Genomic DNA, 19,069 nt, shown 5'->3' with positions numbered 1-19,069 from the left:
GCAGAGATAACACCATGATAAAACATATTCTTTTAATGGACGGGCCTGATGCCAAAGGGCTTATTTTTCATGTTACGAGTGTATTGTATAAAAACGAATGTAATATTCTGGCGCAAGACGAATACGTAAGCCCCGACAGGCAGTTTTTTATGCGTACAGAGTTTGAAGCGCCTGAGCACTTAGACCCAGAAAAAGTATTGAAAGACCTGAGAGAGAATATTCTTTCTACGGCTATCAACCTACGTATCAGCCCTAAGAAGAAAAAAGATGTTATAGTGCTTTGTACCAAAGAGCATCATTGTTTATCTGATTTGCTTATCCGCTATAATTTCGATGAGCTCGATGCCAATATTCTGGCTGTGGTAAGCAATTATAACATTCTTCAACCACTGGTAAGCAAGTTTGGTATCCCGTTTCATTATGTGAGCCACGAACACAAAACCCGTGAGCAGCATGAAGAGGCTATTCTACGAACGTTAGAGATTTACCAGCCCGAATATGTAGTGTTGGCCAAATATATGCGCATTTTGTCGCCTGAGTTTGTGGCACATTATCCGAGCAAAATTGTTAATATTCATCACTCTTTTTTACCTGCTTTTATAGGCGCAAACCCATACCGACAAGCCTATGAAAGAGGTGTGAAAATAATAGGTGCAACCGCCCATTTTGTGAATAACAATTTAGATGAAGGCCCAATAATTGCCCAGAATATAAAGAATGTCGACCACCGATACACATATCAGGATATGGCACGAGACGGCAAGGAAGTAGAAAAATCTGTACTGACCCAAGCTCTGAAACTTGTATTTAATGATAGGGTGTTTATCTATGGAAATAGGACTGTGATATTGTAGAGTATTTTATCTTGAACTTTGATTTAACTGATTTATGTGATTGCGCTGACTTGTAAGTGAAAATCATAAAAATCAGGTTAATCAGTTAAAACGGTACGCCGCCCCGGCAAAGTTCAAGACGAAAAACCTATTTTCTTACAATAGCCAATTGCACCCGGCGGTTTTGAGCCCTGCCCTCTTCGGTATCGTTAGTAGCAATTGGTTTGGTTTCTCCATAGCCTACGCTTGTTATGCGTGCGGTTTGAATTTTCTTCGAAAGTAAATATTTCCTTACAGCCTCTGCCCTATCCTGCGATAGTTTCTGGTTGCTTTCGTCAGACCCTACATTATCTGTATGCCCCTGAATCTCTATTACCAGATTAGGGTTTTCTTTCATCGTATCGGCAATTCTGTCTAGCTCCGGAAAAGACGTTGGCTGTAAAACAGCTTTAGCATACTCAAAGAAGATATTGTTTAGCGGAACATCAACCCCAACTTCTATTGGTGCCAGTTTCAGCAAATCGTTTTTGTATTCTTTATATTCTTTAATCTCTGTAAGGTCAAGCGATTTTTCGATACCAATAAACTCTTTTGCCTCGGCTCTATAGCTATATTTAGCACCATAAGGCAATACAATTTTCCATTCTCCAGTCGATGGATTCGTATAAGCTTCACCTTCTTCACCGTTCGATAAAGACTTATAGATAATTTTGGCATCAGGAATCGGCTTTCCTGTTTTATCGTCAACTACTCTCCCACTCATAATTACTACAGGCGTGGGAGCTATGCTGTTGGCATCAATTGGTGTGCCGCCACTATCCAGACTCTTCTGTTCTTCCGATTTATCGGTTGACGTTTGCAAAGCTGCCGTAGTTGGGGCTTCTTTCTTTGTATCACGCAATTTAAGGCGTACTATATCATTTTTTCCTACCGAGTTTTTCTTGGTGCTCATATAGGCATATTCACCCGAGGCCGCTACCGAAAACGAATACTCATTGGCATCGCTATTTACTTTATCGCCCAGATTTACAGGCTTTGACCATTTCGTCCAGCTTCTGTCTTTGCGTTTGGTTACCCAAATATCAGTACCGCCCAGGCCATCTTTCCGGTCTGAGGCAAAATATAAAGTATAATTATCTGACGCCAGAAAGGGCGTTGTTTCTGTGCTTGATGTATTAATATCAGACCCAAGGCTTTCGGGTTTTGACCACTTACCGTCTCTACCTAAAAAGCTCACATACAAATTATCTTCTTTCGAGTTTTTCTTTTCACTGAAAGCCAATATCAAAGTCTTGCCATCGTTCGACAAACAAGCCGTCAGATACTGTCCTTTACAAATATCATCAAACTTCGGAATCACCACTTGCTCAGGCTCCGACCAACCGGTTTTGGTTCTTTTGCAGATAGAAATCCCAACCATATCTTCTCTACGGCCATTATGATACACGCCCGAAATCAGAATCTTATTGCCATCAGGCGTGATACTGAATAGGTCGTTGTACTGGTCTTTATTAATGGTATTAGGCATACGGCGGGCAATCGTCCAGTTGCCATTATCCCGCTGCTCTGAATACCATACATCCTGGCTGTTTTTTGTACCAAAATTATTTGACGGATGGCTCACTCTTATAAAATACAAGGTCTTTTCATCAGGCGAAATAATAGGGTTCAACTCGCTAAACTCAGTATTAATAGCCGAGCCAAGTTGCTCAATTGTTTGCGACTTTGCAAAAAAGGAAGTAAATACAGCTAATAAAAAGATACTATAACGCATAGTTTTGTTGGTAGTCGGTATGGCAAATGTAATCTTTATCTGTCAGATTATTGCGTTTCATTGATACTAAATCCGGCTGATGTAAAAAAATATCTGCTTATTGATAACGCAATCGCTCTGCCAAAATGTATGATTTTTTAAAAAAATCGTTTAATAATCCGTAGTTTTGCATCTTCAGACTAGAAACAAGCAATAAATAATCCATTCGATAATAAGAAATCCATTTTTGAATGACTGTAAATCAAATTTTCGATTCTTTCGATAATCTTCGGGTCTTAATCATAGGCGATGTAATGATTGACTCTTACATATTCGGAAAAGTAGAAAGAATTTCGCCTGAAGCTCCCATACCTGTTGTAAATGTAAAACGTAAGGAGATACGCCTTGGAGGTGCCGGAAACGTGGCCATGAATATAAAATCGCTTGGTGCCACACCCGTTTTGTGTTCGGTTGTAGGCACCGACCCCGAAGCAAAAGATTTAATCGAGTTATTGAATAATAATACTTTACCTGTTGAGGGTATCATACAAAGCCCAAACCGTGTAACAACAGTAAAGCAACGTATTATGGCGGGCTCGCAGCATGTAGTAAGAATAGACTCAGAAATGGATACGCCTATCAATGCTGATGAAAGAACTTCATTGATTGAAAAAGCGAAATCGCTGATTCCGTCGTGTCAGGTAGTAATATTTGAAGATTACGACAAAGGTGTTTTAGACCAACAGAGTATTCAGCAAATTGTGGCATTTGCCAAGCAGCATAATATTCCAACAATTGTTGACCCTAAAAAGCGTAATTTTACGCATTATCAGGGCACCGATTTATTCAAACCGAATCTGAAAGAGTTAAAAGAGGGCTTAAAAATAGATTTTAATGCCGATAACCTGGAAGACTTAAAAAAAGTAGTTGCTGAAGCTAAAAAAACACTAGGTGTAAACGGTATTTTTCTGACGCTTTCTGAAAGAGGCGTTTTTATCGATTTTCAGAACGAAGTACACCACATAGCTGCGCACCTTAGAAGCATAACCGATGTATCGGGCGCCGGCGATACAGTAGTAAGTATTGCAGCCATTTGTTTAGGCTTAAAACTATCGCCAAAAGCTATTGCAGAGTTATCAAATCTGGGCGGTGGTCTTGTTTGCGAATACGTAGGGGTAGTACCTATTGAAAAAGAAAAGCTTAGAGCAGAGTACCAGAAAAACAACAAATAAAAAATACGTAGGGCGCAGCTAATACGCCCTACTAGCAATATTTTATAGACAACAGAGCCTCTGTACTTGTTTCACGTAAATACAAGCAATAAAGAGAATCTGATATGTGAGTAAAACTTTTTTGGCTACAATTCATGTTGCAAAATTATCTTACATAAGGTCTGTAATAAGGTAATGTTGGTTTGGTTTTCTTAGTCAAAGAAATAACTACAACTCCCACAGCTACAGCGGCTAGTCCGAATAATACTCCCTTTTTCATTGTTGTATCAGATTTGTTTAAATAATAGAGATTGTTTGATACCTAATAAACGTAAGAATTGAGTAAAATGTTGCGACAAATACTTAAAAAAATCTTAATTTTTTATTAAACGGTAAATTATTTTTCTTTTGTAGCAATAATTAAGAATCAGCAAATAAAAACACATAAATACTAAATTTGGTTCTACGATTTGTACAAATCTCTTATAGTGTTATATTTAAGACTAGTACAGACATTTATATAATATTTTTAAGATTAATTTAAGATTAATCTTAAATTTTTAAGAAAACATTAAATTCACTAAAAATCAATAAATTTTGAGTCAGACAATCGGCTTAGTTATGCGTTCTACAGGCTCGTGGTATGAGGTTCGTACTACCGAAGGGAGCATTTTGCAGTGTCGTTTAAAGGGGAAATTTAAAATCAAAGATTTAAAGGTAACCAACCCTATTGCCGTAGGCGACAAAGTAGCGTATGACATAGAAAATGAGACCGAAAACACGGGCATTATCTATGATATTCTGCCCCGAGACAACTATATTATCAGAAAATCGGTGCATAAAACAGCGCATGGACACTTATTAGCATCGAATATAGACCAAGCCGTATTAATTGTAACACTTACTTTTCCGAGAACCTCGCTTGGGTTTATCGACCGTTTTTTAGTTTCAGCCGAATCGTTCCGAATCCCAACCGTTCTGGTATTTAATAAATTAGATGTACTTACCGAAGAGCAAGTAGCATATCAGGAAGAACTTGCCGACCTATACGAAAGCATGGGTTACCGCTGTTTGTTCACATCGGCTACCAACAACATAGGCGTAGCAGCCTTTAAAGAAATACTTGAAGGGAAAGTGTCTCTAATAGCAGGGCATTCAGGCGTTGGCAAATCAACTTTAGTGAATACCATTGCACCTGATTTAGATTTGCCTACTTCCGAAATCTCTACTTTCGCCAATAAAGGTGTACACACCACTACATTTGCCGAAATGTTTGAAATCTCTACCGGCACTTTCATTATCGATTCACCAGGTATCAAAGAACTAGGGTTAGCCGACATCGAAAAAGAAGAAATTAGCCATTATTTCCCCGAAATGAGAGAATTGCTAGGCGAATGCCGCTTTCATAACTGCATGCACATAGATGAGCCCAAATGTGCCGTAAAAGAAGCCGTAGTAGAAGGCACCATTGCTGAAAGCCGTTACGCAAGTTACCTGAGCATGGCCTTGGGAGAAGACAACAGAAAGTAGGCTGTTAGCTTTATACAATTTTTTTCTTTTTCAATGCTTTATTTTCAGAAAGCAACTTCCCATTTTTTACCCTTACTAAATAGCACAACCCCAAGCACCACTGCCACGCCTAGTATGCTTCCGGTGAAAACATCTCTCGGGAAATGTTGAAATAAATATACTCTTGAGTACCCCACCAGCATAGCCAGCCCCAACCATAAAAAACCAAGCGCATTGTTGCGGGCTACCAACATAAAAAAACAGGCAAAAGCAAAAGCAGTAAATGTATGCCCCGACGGAAAGCTCTGCCAGTGGTGTATTTCAAGCCCTTTAATAACATGAATAAACCTGCCTGACAACTCATAAACTTCCATTGGTCGGGGCAGGTTAAAAAGATTTTTCAGGGCAATAGATATAATTCCTTTGGTAATCCAAATAATTATGAGCATTATTGCTTTGTTTTTCACATCTTTCCGCTGCTTAAAGTATTGGTACAAATAAACCAGTAGCGGCACCAACCAGATACCATCTTCGCCGAGGAGGGTAATTAAACCAAAAGCAGTATCAAGAATCGGATTATTGTGCTCGTTTACCCAAAACATCATTTCGGTTGGTGTAAAAGCTATCTGTAAACAAGCCAGAATGATGAACCATAAAAAGAATAAACTAAAAAATATTCGGTGATTTGTAAGAATTTTAAGCATTTTCTCTAAAAACTTTCTTAATTCCAAAATTAGCAGTAAATTTGCAACCTTTCTGTAAAAACGTGAGCAAGGTAGTATCAAAATATGACATTCACATTCAGGGCCTCGAAAATAAGCGTTATACTTATGAATTTGAAGGAGGTAATGAATTTTTTGAGTTTTTTGAACAAGATATTATTACAAGCGGCCAGTTTAAGGCTGAAGTAATTCTTGACAAAAACTCGGCACTATTGCAATTGTTTTTTGACATTGAAGGCGTAATAGGATTAACTTGTGACCGAAGCCTGGAACCCTTCGATGAACCTATTCATGTAAAAGAAAGATATATCTATAAGTTTGGTGACCGACATGAAGAAATCACCGACGAAATAGAGATGATTCCACAAAATACCGCAACTATTAATCTCGCTCAACACATTTATGACTTTATCGCGGTTTCGCTTCCGATGAAGAAGCTCCACCCACGATTCAGAAATGAAGAAGAGCAGGAAGAAGATGATAAGTTTATATACTCGACAGACGAAGACACAGTAGAAGAAGAAAAAGAGAATGAGGTTATAGACCCACGTTGGGCAGCTCTACTATCGCTGAAGAACTTAAAAGACGGACAAAATTAAGACAAACATAAGTACAAAAAATATTAATACCGGGAAGTAGGTATTAGTTAAATTAGATTTAAAGATGGCACATCCAAAACGAAGACATTCGACAACAAGAAGAGATAAACGTAGAACGCACGATGCTTTGTCAACAAAAGCATTGTCGGTAGATGCAACAACAGGTGAGATTCACCTACGTCACCGCGCGCACGTATTCGAAGGAAATTTGTATTACAAAGGTAAATTAGTGGTTGAAAGCTACGAAAAAGCTTAATACTCAAGTAAATACTTGGTTCTGATTTGCTCTTGTGTAAGTTAAGTACTCAGAAACAAGACCATATTTATTCACTAAAGCCATTCCTTGTATGAAAATTGCCGTTGATGCTATGGGAGGCGATTATGCTCCCAAAGCCATTGTCGAAGGTGCCGTATTAGCTGCTAACCATTTGCCTGAAGGTACAAAAATTGTATTGGTGGGTAAGCAGGGAGTAATGTTAGATATTTTACGAACGTTAAAATATCCTGCCCATGCTATTGAAATGGTTAATGCAGATGACATTATCGAGATGAGTGAGCATCCTACTAGGGCATTTTCTCAAAAACCCAATTCCAGCATTGGAGTTGGGTTTAAACTTTTAAAAGAAAAGCAAGTAGATGCCTTTTGTAGTGCCGGAAACACAGGTGCTATGATGGTTGGCTCGTTGTTTACGCTTAAAACCGTAGGCAATATTCAACGCCCACCCATTGCCGGTTTTTTCCCTTTAAAAAATGGCGGATACAGCCTTATGCTCGACATAGGCGCAAATGCCGACTGTAAACCAGAGGTATTGGCCGAGTTTGCCGAGTTAGGCTCGCTTTACGCCAAGTTTTCGTTTGGCATTGAACGCCCGAAAGTAGCTTTGCTTAACATTGGCGAAGAAGAACAAAAAGGCTCAACTGTTGCACAGGCAGCTTACCAGTTGTTAAAAATCAACAAGAAAATAAACTTTATCGGTAACGTTGAAGGTCGTGATTTGTTTGATGGCAAAGCCGACGTAATTGTTACAGAAGGGTTTACAGGAAACGTAATTTTTAAAATGGGTGAATCGCTGTATGAATATGCTGCAGAGCAAGGTATACAAGACCCTTTGATTGACCGCATGAACTACGAAGTAGGCGGCGGTAGCCCGATTATCGGTATCAAAGGCAACGTAATTGTTGCGCATGGCATATCTAGTCCTGAAGCCATCAAAAACATGATTTTCTTGGCAAAACGCCAGGTTGAATCAAAGGTAACAGAACAAATTGTAGAAGCATACGAAAATAGATAAGCCTGTAATGTAAAGCCTCAAAACAACATTACGGGCTTATTTTTGTTAATAATCAATACTTTTCTTACTGATAAACTAACCCCAGTAATAGAAAAGAAAACTTAATTTCTCCTATCTGTTTAAGGGGTTGGAAAAAATTGTAAAATGAAACTCAGAGCAGCTATCACAGGTGTTCATGGCTACGTGCCTGAAGATATTTTGACAAACGACGACTTATCTAAAATCGTGGAAACCAGTGATGAGTGGATAACCACCCGAACAGGTATCAAACAACGCCATATTCAACGAGGAGAAGGTCTTGCTACATCTCACATGGCAGCTGAAGCCGTAAAGGGTCTCCTTAAAAAAACAAACACACAGCCCGAAGAAGTAGATTTAGTAATATGTGCGACGGTAACCCCCGACTACATGTTTCCCTCAACAGCCAATCTGGTATGTACCCAATGCGGTATTCCGTCTATTGGCAGCTTCGATATTCTGGCTGCTTGTTCTGGCTTTTTATATGCTTTATCTACCGGTTCGCAGTTTATTGAATCAGGCAGATACAAAAAAGTAATTGTTATTGGCGCAGATAAGATGTCGGCCATTATTGATTATACCGACCGCACCACTTGTGTATTGTTTGGTGATGGTGCAGGTGCAGTAATGCTAGAACCTACTACCGAAGAAAACGGATTGATGGATTTTCTGTTGCGTTCAGACGGAACAGGAGAAAACCACTTAATCATGAAAGGTGGCGGAAGCCGCTTCCCTGCATCGCATGAAACAGTTGACCAACGCCTACACTATATTCATCAGGAAGGACCATCTGTATTCAAATTTGCAGTAACCAATATGGCTGATATATCGGCTGAAATCATGGAACGTAATAGCCTTAGCGGTGACGACATTTCGTGGTTGGTACCGCACCAGGCCAATAAACGTATTATTGATGCTACGGCTCGCCGTATGGGCATTGGCGACGAAAAAGTAATGCTTAATATTCAGAACTACGGCAATACCACTGCCGGAACTATCCCTCTTTGTTTGTTCGACTACGAAAAACAGCTAAAAAAAGGTGACAACCTGATTCTGGCTGCTTTTGGTGGTGGTTTCACGTGGGGGTCGGCTTATATTAAGTGGGCCTACTAAAAAAGTAAACATAAAACATTATCTATACAACGCAGTAAAATGAAAAAATTACTGATTTTAGCATTAACTCTATTTGGGCTCAATACCTCATTTGCACAGCAAATGCGTGTAATTGAACATTATTCGTTAGGTTATGGGTTTGATAAAAAAACCTCGGTGCCATCGTTTATGTATAGCCAGACTCTGGTAATGGGCAAAAAGAGTAATTTTGCTATCGGAACAGGTTTCAGATTAACTACTTTCTTTGCTAAAGATAAATCCTATACAGGTGCAACGTCGCAAAATAAAGGTGTGAGCGTGATTCCGCATCCGAGAGCAAACATAAATGCAATCAATATTCCGCTTATCGTCGAATTTAAAAGCAAAAAAGTGTTAATAGGTGCAAACATTGATTTAATTGGTTTTGCTTTTGGCGGAAAAAGAGATTCGCTTACTGTAAATAATACAACAACACAGCGTTTAGATTCACTAAGCTTTACTCCACCACGCCTCAATCTGGCTTTTGGTGGCCGTGGCCTCACCAACAACGAAGTGTATGTTGGCTTCAGGCCTCAGGAAGAACTAACCGTGAAAGTTGGCATAAGCTTTTTGTTTACACAGTATAATGCACGCTATCGTAGAAACAATAAGGATGTTGACTTCGGTCGCTTTAAGTACGATGCGCCGATTATGCCTTTTGTGAGCATAATCTTTAATTTTGAGAAATAATATATTTGATAATTAAGCTTTATTTTAGTTAATACTAATTAGTAATGGCAACAACAGCAGATTTTAGAAACGGCCTTTGTTTAGATTGGAATAATGACCTTTATTCTATCGTAGAGTTTCAACACGTAAAACCTGGTAAAGGCCCGGCTTTTGTTAGAACAAAACTCAGAAACCTACGTACAGGCAGAGTTATAGATAATACTTTTAACTCTGGCGTAACAGTTACTACTGCCAGAATAGAAAAAAGACAATATCAGTTTCTTTATAAAGACGAAACAGGTTTCAACTTTATGGAAACCGAAACATTCGAACAGGTAAACATAGAAGATAAACTGGTTCCGCAGGCTGATTTAATGAAAGAAGGCCAACAAGTGGATATTTTGGTACACGCCGAAACAGAAACGATTCTGAGCGTAGAGTTACCTGCTTATGTTGAATTAAGAGTAACTTATACAGAGCCAGGTGTAAGAGGCGATACTGCAAACAGCCCTTCGAAACCAGCTACTGTTGAAACCGGAGCAACTATAAAAGTGCCTCTTTTTATTGAAAACGACGAGTTGATTCGTGTAAACACGACTTCTTATGAGTACGATTCAAGAGTAAAAGAGAAATAAAATATTAGTAAAGACGACATCGCATTTGTGCAGAAATATGGAGTGAAATAAATTGATTTAAGAGTTTTTTAATTCTCAAGTCAAGCGTATCCGTTCCCGGTTTCTTTGTGGGTGTCGTCTTTATGCGTTAATTTTGTAGCTTAATAAGCCCGAAACCAAATAAATACTCAATTACAAACGACAAATTTTTACCTTTCATGGAAACAAAAGACATTCAAAAACTGATAGACTTTATTGCTCAATCAGGATTAGATGAAGTTAATATCGAAACCTCGGAGTTAAAACTAGCCATTAAACGATATTCAAATGTAGCACCTGTAGCGGTTCAACAAGCACCAGCTCCGGTTGCTCAGGCTCCGGTTGCTGCTCCGGCTCCTGCGGCTGTAGCTCCTGCGGCGCAACCTGCTACTCCTGCTGCCCAACCTGCTGCAAGCAATCTTATCACTATTAAGTCTCCGATGATTGGTACATTCTATCGTTCTGCAGGCCCGGATAAGGCGTCGTTTGTAGAGGTAGGCGATGAAATTGCACCAGGCAAAGTAGTTTGTATTATTGAAGCAATGAAACTCTTCAATGAAATTGAATCAGAAATTTCTGGAAAAATCGTGAAAGTATTAGTTGAGAATGCTACACCTGTTGAGTTCGACCAACCGTTGTTCTTGGTAGAACCTTAAGAAGCATTATTGACCAAATGCAATTCATAACAATTTTTACAGAAAATTGTTATTTGATTCAATAGCCGAAACGCTTATAATACCTAATTGAAACTATATGTTCAAGAAAATACTCATAGCCAACCGTGGCGAAATTGCCCTTCGAATCATCAGAACTTGTCGTGAGATGGGCATAAAAACGGTGGCTGTTTATTCAACTGCCGACCGCGATAGTTTACATGTACGTTTTGCTGACGAGGCCGTTTGTATTGGGCCCGCTATAAGCAAGCAATCGTATCTGAATATACCAAATATTATTTCTGCTGCCGAAATCACTAATGCCGATGCAATACATCCGGGTTATGGTTTCTTATCAGAAAATGCCGAGTTTTCAAGAATTTGTGCCGAATACGGTATCAAATTTATTGGAGCAACAGCCGAGCAAATCAACTACATGGGCGATAAAGCTACGGCAAAAGCTACCATGAAAAACTCTGGCGTACCGGTTATTCCGGGTTCAGAAGGCTTGTTAGAGTCGGTTGAACAAGGCAAAAAAATAGCTAAAGAAATCGGCTATCCGGTTATTGTTAAGGCAACAGCCGGCGGCGGTGGCCGTGGTATGCGTATCATTAAAGACGAAAGCGAGTTTGAAAAAGCATGGGATGATGCCAAGATGGAATCAGGCGCAGCTTTTGGTAATGATGGTTTATACCTTGAAAAATTTGTAGAAGAGCCTCGTCATATTGAAATACAGGTAGTAGGCGACCAATACGGCAAAGTATGCCATTTATCAGAGCGTGACTGCTCTATTCAACGCCGCCACCAGAAATTGGTTGAAGAAACCCCATCTCCTATTGTTACGCAGGAATTGCGTGAGAAAATGGGTGAAGCGGCTATCAAAGGAGCTGCTGCCATCGGATACGAAGGCGCAGGTACTATTGAGTTTCTGGTAGACAAATACGGAAAGTTCTACTTTATGGAAATGAACACCCGTATTCAGGTTGAGCACCCTATTACTGAAGAAGTTACTGACTTTGACCTTATAAAAGAGCAAATAAAAGTAGCAGCGGGCGTGCCTATTTCAGGCAAAAACTATTTCCCGAAACTATATGCAATGGAGTGCCGTATCAACGCCGAAGACCCACGCAATGGTTTCCGTCCGTCACCAGGTAGAATCACTAATCTGCACTTACCGGGTGGGCATGGTGTAAGGGTTGATAGCCACGTGTATGCAGGCTATACTATTCCGCCAAACTACGACTCTATGATTGCCAAATTAATTGTAACAGGGCAATCGAGAGAAGAAGTGATTACCCGTATGAAACGCGCCTTGCAAGAGTTTGTAATTGAAGGAGTAAAAACCACTATTCCTTTCCACATTAAACTAATGGAAGACGAGCAATTCAAATCAGGTCATTTCACGACAAAATTCTTAGAAACCTTCGATTTCAGTGATTTATAATGAAAAGCCCTCAAAACGAGGGCTTTTTTTATTGGAAAAGTTATAATATTATTTTTCAAAAAAATAGTTAAATGTGCTCATTTTCATACCTTTAAAAGCACATATTGATAAAAACAAAAAGTTTGTTCTATTATTTTAATCACATTTTAAGACTTTTTTTTTATTTTAATAGATGTTCTCGAATACATTTGTATTAGAATGATAAAACGACTAAAAAAATATCTTCTACTTCTGTGGATTATCTTACTGGGCGCCAGCGGTCAATTACTTGCGCACAGCTACAGCACAAATTATGTTTCTGTTTTAGAAAGGACTAGCGCAGTAGAACATACAAGCACATATACCCAACAAGAACGCCACAATACTGCCTGTTTTTATTCTTTATCTGATGAAGAAAATACCTTACTCGATTCGCGAGAAGCAGAAATAGAAGAAGAAGATGATACCGACAAGCACAATAAATATTTAGAAAACAACAACGCTCATCTTCTTTTTTTTAAAGGACTCCACTTTGAATCCTCTCAATCCTCACTTTTTGATAATCACTCTTTAAAGCTTTTTCACAATAAGTTATTTATTGTATTCTGTGTCTATATAATATGACACCCCACTCCTTTTGAGGCAGTGTTTATTTTTGTTTTGCCTCAATCTCAAATACTCACCAAGTAGCTATCAGTCTGTTTATGGTAGTACTTCTGGCGTATCCAAATCAAATATTAAATTCGGCTAACAGGCAACTGCCTCTTTGGGTCTGGTATTGGCATACCTTATCCACTACTCTAAAGTTTTAGGTATTATTAACTCTAAAGAAAATGAAGAAAATTATCATGCTTGCGAGCCTGTGCGCTTTGCTCTACAACGCAGGCTGTAAATCAGAAGAAAAAGAAGAAAAAAAAGAAGATGTTAAACTTCTGGTTACAAACCCAATAAGGAGAGACACCACTATTGCAAGTGACTACGTGTGCCAGATTCGCTCAATTCAGCACATCGAGCTAAGAGCTTTGGAGCGTGGCTATCTAAGCAAAATCTATGTAGATGAGGGGCAACTCGTTAAAAAGGGACAATTAATGTTCCAGATTCTTCCGGTACAATATCAGGCAGAGCTTCAAAAAGCACAAGCAGAAGCCAATTATGCTGAGCTTGAATACAAAAACACCAAGTCGTTGGCTGATAGCAACATTGTATCTCGCAATGAATTAGCTCTGGCTAAAGCAAAATTAGATAAAGCAAAAGCCGAAGTGCAAGTAGCACAGGTGCATCTTGGCTTTACAGAAATAAGAGCACCTTTTGATGGTATCATGGACCATTTCTATGTTCGAGAAGGTAGCCTTTTATCAGAAGGCGATTTGCTAACGATTCTATCAGACAACAGCAAAATGTGGATATACTTTAATGTGCCAGAGGCCGAATACCTGAATTATAAAACAGGTAGTGCGGCAAATGCACCATTGAAAGTAAAGCTTAGAATGGCTAACCACGAAATGTTTCAGTTTCCGGGTATAGTTGAAACAATAGAAGCCGACTTTAATAACGAAACTGGAAATATCGCTTTCAGGGCTACTTTCCCGAATCCGGCCCGACTCTTAAGACATGGCGAAACCGGCAATATCATTGTTGATAAGCCTTTGAAAAACGCCTTGATTATTCCTCAGAAAGCTACTTTCGAAATTCTGGATAAAAAATATGTATTTGTTGTAGACGATAAAAATGTAGTACACCAAAGACAAGTAACTATAGCGGCCGAGATGCAGGATTTATATGCTATCAGCGAAGGGCTGGCAGAAAATGAGAAAATACTACTTGAAGGTATTCGAAAAGTACACAACAATGATAAGATAACTTATCATTTCGAAAAACCTGAGTCAGTATTGGCACATTTAAAAGTTTACGCTGAATAAATCGAATAGAATATGTTTAATAAATTCATACAGAGGCCTGTGTTAGCTATCATACTATCACTGGCCATCGTCTTCATGGGTGCTTTAGTAATAAACACCCTACCTAAATCGCAATTCCCTGAAATATCGCCCCCGATGGTAATCGTTAGGGCATCATACCCCGGTGCTAGTGCGCACGTTTTAGTTACCTCAGTTCTGATTCCGATGGAACAGGCCATCAATGGTGTACCGGGCATGAAATATATGACTTCTGACGCCACCAGTGCCGGAGAAGCCAACATACAGATTGTATTTAACCTAGGCACCGACCCCGATCAGGCCGTTGTAAACGTAAATAACCGGATTGCTCAGGTGCTTAACCGGCTCCCGCTTCTGGTTCAACGAGAAGGGGTTATCGTGAATCGACAAATGCCTAACATGCTTATGTATGTTAACCTTTATAGCAAAGACAAAAACGCCGACATGAAGTTTTTGTTCAACTTTGCAGGGGTTAACATGATACCAGAGTTACAGCGTATCAATGGTGTAGGGCAAGCAAGTATTCTTGGTAGTAGACAATATGCTATGCGTATATGGCTTAAACCAGATAGAATGCGTGCCTACAACATAGGCACAGAAGATGTAATGGAAGCACTGAACGAGCAAAGTGTGATTGGGTCGCCCGGGCGTATTGGTCGGGGTGATGGTATGCGCTCGCAGTCGCTCGAATACGTGCTTACTTATCAGGGGCGGTTCAGCACACCTGAGCAATACGAAAACGTTATCGTAAAAGCCAATTCAAATGGTGAAATAGTGCATCTGAAAGATGTAGCCGACATAAAGCTGGGAAGTGAATACTATGATATTTATTCCAATCTGAATGGTTATCCGTCGGCGGCTATTGTCTTAAAACAAACTTATGGTAGTAATGCAACCGATGTAATTAAAGAAGTAAAGGAAAAACTCGACCAATTAAAAGAGAGTTCGTTTCCTCCGGGTATGGATTACGAAATCAGTTATGACGTATCTAACTTCCTTGATGCCTCGATAGAAAAAGTATTACACACCTTAGTTGAAGCCTTTGTGTTAGTGGCCTTGGTAGTATTTATTTTCTTAGGCGATTGGCGCTCGACACTTATTCCGACGTTGGCGGTTCCGGTGTCGTTGGTTGGTGCGTTTATATTTATGCAGTTATTTGGCCTCACGGTTAACCTTATTACTCTCTTTGCACTCGTGTTGGCTATTGGTATCGTGGTCGACAACGCTATTGTAGTAGTAGAAGCCGTGCATGCCAAAATGGAAGAAGAACACCTCTCGCCCTACAATGCCGTTAAGAAAGTATTGAATGAAATCAGCGGTGCTGTAATTGCTATTACTTTATTAATGACAGCGGTGTTTGTTCCGGTTGCCTTTATGACCGGGCCTGTGGGGGTATTCTACCGACAATTCTCTATCACAATGGCAACCTCTATCGTATTATCGGGGCTTGTTGCGCTTACACTTACACCGGTACTTTGTATCATGATTCTGAGGAATCCACATGAGCATCCGAAGAAGAAAACATGGTTGAACAAAGGCATTGATGCCTTTAACAGAGGTTTTGAAAAAGTAACAGGCAAATATGCAGGTTTACTGAGGCTCATTGTTAACCGCAGGGTAGTTACGTTTGCTATGCTCATAGGTTTTTGTGCAGGTATATTTGGCATAACCAAAATACTACCATCAGGCTTTATTCCTTCTGAAGACCAAGGTATGATTTACGCCATTATTCAGACACCTCCGGGCTCAACGCTAGAAAGAACCAATGATGTAGCAATTAAATTACAAGAAATATGCGAGCACGTTGAAGGTGTAAAATCGGTATCAGCACTAGCAGGTTATGAAGTTCTTACTGAAGGTCGTGGCTCAAATGCCGGAACCTGTTTGATTAACCTAAAAGACTGGTCGGAAAGGAAGCATAATGTGCAGGATATTATTATGGAGTTAGAAGAAAAAAGCCATGAAATTCCGGGTGCTGTCATAGAATTCTTCGACCCTCCGGCTGTACCAGGTTATGGTGCTGCTGGTGGATTCTCACTACAATTGTTAGATAAAACCAACTCAGGCGACTACCGACAATTGGAAGAGGTAAACGAAGAGTTTATGAAAGAACTTGGCAAGCGCAAAGAACTTACTGGTTTGTTTACTTTCTTTAGTGCTAACTATCCTCAATATGAGCTGGAAATTGATAATGCCGTAGCTATGCAGAAGGGGGTTTCGATTGGTAAAGCCATGGACAACCTCTCTATTCTGATTGGTAGTAGTTATGAGCTGGGCTTTATCCGTTTCGGGCGTTTCTTTAAAGTATTTGTGCAGTCTTCGCCAGAATACAGAAAATTACCTGAAGATATATTAAATCTTTATGTGAAAAACGACCACGGCGAAATGGTTCCGTACTCGGCCTTCATGAAAATCAAGAAAACCCAAGGGCCAAACGAAATCAACCGCTATAATATGTACTCTACAGCCGCCATCAGAGGGGCTCCTGCTAAAGGTTACAGTAGTGGACAAGCCATTGAGATTATCAAAGAAGTAGCTAAAAAAACACTTCCACGTGGGTTTGATATAGACTGGGCAGGTTTATCAAAAGATGAAGTTGCCCGTGGAAATGAAGCCATTTTCATTTTCATTATTGTATTAATCTTTGCTTACATGGTATTAGCTGCCCAATACGAGAGTTTCATTATTCCTTTGGCGGTTATTCTTTCATTACCTGCCGGGGTATTCGGTTCGTTTTTGTTGCTTAAATCAATGGGTTTGGCAAATGATATTTATGCACAGGTAGGTTTGGTAATGCTTGTGGGCTTGCTAGGGAAAAACGCCGTGTTGATTGTTGAATTTGCAGTGCAGAAAAATCAGCAGGGAGCAACAATCCTTGAAGCGGCCATCGAAGGAGCTAAAGTGCGTTTCCGCCCTATTTTAATGACCTCTTTTGCTTTTGTTGCAGGCTTAGTACCATTGGTATTTGCTACTGGTCCGGGTGCCATTGGTAACCGTACTATCGGGGCTTCTGCTTTAGGAGGTATGCTTCTCGGAACAATATTCGGGGTAATTGTAGTACCCGGTTTGTATTACATTTTCGCTAAGTTGGCAGAAGGCCGGAAGTTAATAAAAGGCGAAGATTTTGAACCATTAACTGAAGAAATCCATTAGTATATGTCTAAACGAATAATATATCAATGCTTAGGAGTAGCTTTCCTGGCATCATGTCTTTCGGCTTGTGTTGTTCCGGTTAAAGTAGTTGAGAAAAACGCTAGTAAAAATACACCTGAGAGTTTCAACAACTCTCAGGATTCTACTAATACCGCTAAAACCAAGTGGAAAGATTATTTTACCGACCCGAATCTGGCTAGCCTTATCGAAACGGCTTTAAGCAATAATCAGGAGTTAAATATTACCTTACAGGAAATTGAGATTTCACAAAATGAAATCAAAGCCAGAGAAGGAGAATACCTGCCTTTTGTGCGCTTGGGTGGTGGTGCAGGCGTAGAGAAAGTATCAAGATACACCAGCAAAGGCGCCAGCGACGATATGTCAGAAATAAAACCCGGCAAACGAACACCTGAGATTTTACCCGATGTATATTTTGGTGCTTCGGCCAGTTGGGAAGTTGACATCTGGCATAAATTGCGCAATGCCCGAAAAGTAGCAGTAATGAACTATCTGGCTAGTATTGAAGGGAAGAATTTTCTGGTCACGAACATTGTATCTGAAATAGCCAATTCTTATTATGAATTAATGGCACTCGATAATCAGTTAGAAATAGTGCAGAAGAATATCGGGATTCTGAATAGTGCCTTGTCTATCATTAAACAAGAAAAAGAAGCTGCAAAGGTAACTGAGCTAGCTGTACGTAGATTTGAAGCTGAGGTATTTAAAGCGCAAAGCCTTCAATACGAAATTCAGCAGAAAATTGTTGAAACCGAAAACCGTATTAATTTTCTGGTTGGTAGATTTCCACAAAGAGTTCAGAGAGATTCTCAACAATTTCACAGCCTGGTACCTAATAAAATTCTTGCAGGGCTTCCGTCTCAATTGTTAGAAAATCGCCCCGATGTACGTCAGGCTGAATTAAAGCTAGAGGCTGCTAAGCTAGATATAAGCGTAGCCAGAGCAAATTTTTATCCGTCTTTGGGCTTATCTGCTTTTGTGGGTATCAGAGCTTTTAACCCTTTGCTTCTGGCAAATATTCCAGCAGCTTTGGTTTCTTCCTTGGCAGGAGATATGATTGGCCCATTAGTAAACAAAAGAGCTATTACGGCTACTTACAAAAATGCCAGCGCCAAACAGATACAAGCCGTTTATGATTATGAGCGCACCATTCTGAATGCTTACATTGAGGTTACTAATCAGTTATCGAACATTGATAATCTGGAAAAAAACTATGCAATGAAAAGCAAACAGGTTGAAGCACTGACAAAATCGAACGATATATCGCTTAAATTATTTACATCAGCCCGTGCCGACTATATGGAAGTATTGCTGACCCAACGTGATGTATTAGATTCAAGAATAGAGCTTGTAGAAACCCGAATGAAACAAATGAATGCTTTGGTAAATACCTATCGAGCACTTGGTGGTGGTTGGAAGTAATATGCTGACCCTGAGTATATGTCAAAAGTTTGATAAGAGCCAAAAGATTTGTAAAATGGGTTTACCAAGACTC

The 19,069-nt window shown here is 39.6% G+C and carries 17 protein-coding genes; 15 read left to right on the top strand and 2 right to left on the bottom strand.

Translation table 11 applies throughout. The annotated features are described in order from the left end of the window. Positions 1-14 precede the first annotated feature (14 nt). Positions 15-854 carry a formyltetrahydrofolate deformylase gene (purU, locus tag WAE64_RS03650; RefSeq protein WP_340234730.1) on the top strand — a complete coding sequence of 280 codons (840 nt, stop codon included), beginning with the start codon at positions 15-17 and terminating at the stop codon, positions 852-854. Between the two features lie 127 nt (positions 855-981). Here purU and WAE64_RS03645 read toward each other — a convergent pair whose 3' ends face one another. Further along, positions 982-2,607, bottom strand: a complete 1,626-nt coding sequence (locus tag WAE64_RS03645; protein WP_340234728.1) for an OmpA family protein — start codon at positions 2,605-2,607, stop codon at positions 982-984. Between the two features lie 230 nt (positions 2,608-2,837). Here WAE64_RS03645 and WAE64_RS03640 point away from each other — a divergent pair, with 230 nt between their 5' ends. Both WAE64_RS03640 and rsgA read left to right on the top strand, forming a co-directional pair. Further along, positions 2,838-3,818, top strand: coding sequence for a bifunctional heptose 7-phosphate kinase/heptose 1-phosphate adenyltransferase (locus WAE64_RS03640; RefSeq protein ID WP_340234726.1), 981 nt, complete (start codon positions 2,838-2,840; stop codon positions 3,816-3,818). A gap of 600 nt (positions 3,819-4,418) precedes the next feature. Beyond that, positions 4,419-5,327 (top strand): ribosome small subunit-dependent GTPase A, encoded by a 909-nt coding sequence (rsgA, locus tag WAE64_RS03635; protein WP_340235283.1) that lies wholly within the window; start codon positions 4,419-4,421, stop codon positions 5,325-5,327. A 44-nt stretch (positions 5,328-5,371) separates the two neighbouring features. Here the strand turns inward: rsgA and WAE64_RS03630 are convergent, their stop codons facing one another. Continuing rightward, a complete protein-coding gene (locus WAE64_RS03630; protein ID WP_340234724.1) occupies positions 5,372-6,010 on the bottom strand; it encodes a phosphatase PAP2 family protein in 639 nt (212 codons plus the stop codon). A gap of 62 nt (positions 6,011-6,072) precedes the next feature. On the opposite strand from WAE64_RS03630, the gene WAE64_RS03625 reads away from it, so the two are divergent. From WAE64_RS03625 to WAE64_RS03570, 12 genes are all read left to right on the top strand, one after another. Further along, positions 6,073-6,627: a YceD family protein gene (locus WAE64_RS03625; protein ID WP_340234722.1), complete on the top strand. Its 555-nt coding sequence runs from the start codon at positions 6,073-6,075 to the stop codon at positions 6,625-6,627. A 64-nt stretch (positions 6,628-6,691) separates the two neighbouring features. Beyond that, on the top strand, positions 6,692-6,883 hold the full coding sequence (rpmF, locus tag WAE64_RS03620) for a 50S ribosomal protein L32 (protein WP_101726835.1): 192 nt from the start codon (positions 6,692-6,694) through the stop codon (positions 6,881-6,883). 91 nt (positions 6,884-6,974) lie between these two features. Continuing rightward, entirely contained in the window at positions 6,975-7,919 is a 945-nt protein-coding gene (plsX, locus tag WAE64_RS03615; RefSeq protein ID WP_340234708.1) for a phosphate acyltransferase PlsX, read from the top strand. A 144-nt stretch (positions 7,920-8,063) separates the two neighbouring features. Beyond that, on the top strand, positions 8,064-9,050 hold the full coding sequence (locus WAE64_RS03610) for a beta-ketoacyl-ACP synthase III (RefSeq protein ID WP_340234706.1): 987 nt from the start codon (positions 8,064-8,066) through the stop codon (positions 9,048-9,050). A 39-nt stretch (positions 9,051-9,089) separates the two neighbouring features. After that, a complete protein-coding gene (locus WAE64_RS03605) occupies positions 9,090-9,758 on the top strand; it encodes a hypothetical protein (RefSeq protein WP_340234704.1) in 669 nt (222 codons plus the stop codon). 44 nt (positions 9,759-9,802) lie between these two features. Beyond that, positions 9,803-10,372 carry an elongation factor P gene (efp, locus tag WAE64_RS03600; RefSeq protein WP_340234702.1) on the top strand — a complete coding sequence of 190 codons (570 nt, stop codon included), beginning with the start codon at positions 9,803-9,805 and terminating at the stop codon, positions 10,370-10,372. A gap of 197 nt (positions 10,373-10,569) precedes the next feature. After that, positions 10,570-11,046: an acetyl-CoA carboxylase biotin carboxyl carrier protein gene (gene accB / locus WAE64_RS03595; protein ID WP_340234700.1), complete on the top strand. Its 477-nt coding sequence runs from the start codon at positions 10,570-10,572 to the stop codon at positions 11,044-11,046. A gap of 97 nt (positions 11,047-11,143) precedes the next feature. After that, positions 11,144-12,487, top strand: coding sequence for an acetyl-CoA carboxylase biotin carboxylase subunit (gene accC, locus WAE64_RS03590; RefSeq protein ID WP_340234698.1), 1,344 nt, complete (start codon positions 11,144-11,146; stop codon positions 12,485-12,487). Positions 12,488-12,685: 198 nt separating this feature from the next. Further along, complete coding sequence (locus WAE64_RS03585) at positions 12,686-13,090, top strand: hypothetical protein (RefSeq protein WP_340234696.1); 405 nt, start codon at positions 12,686-12,688, stop codon at positions 13,088-13,090. Positions 13,091-13,299: 209 nt separating this feature from the next. Continuing rightward, complete coding sequence (locus tag WAE64_RS03580) at positions 13,300-14,385, top strand: efflux RND transporter periplasmic adaptor subunit (RefSeq protein WP_340234694.1); 1,086 nt, start codon at positions 13,300-13,302, stop codon at positions 14,383-14,385. A 12-nt stretch (positions 14,386-14,397) separates the two neighbouring features. Beyond that, complete coding sequence (locus tag WAE64_RS03575) at positions 14,398-17,556, top strand: efflux RND transporter permease subunit (protein ID WP_340234692.1); 3,159 nt, start codon at positions 14,398-14,400, stop codon at positions 17,554-17,556. Positions 17,557-17,559: 3 nt separating this feature from the next. Then, complete coding sequence (locus WAE64_RS03570; protein WP_340234690.1) at positions 17,560-18,996, top strand: TolC family protein; 1,437 nt, start codon at positions 17,560-17,562, stop codon at positions 18,994-18,996. Positions 18,997-19,069 lie beyond the last annotated feature (73 nt).

Source organism: Emticicia soli, assembly GCF_037860775.1.
Classification (GTDB): domain Bacteria; phylum Bacteroidota; class Bacteroidia; order Cytophagales; family Spirosomataceae; genus Emticicia; species Emticicia soli.
This window is presented reverse-complemented; position numbering and strand designations above follow the sequence as displayed.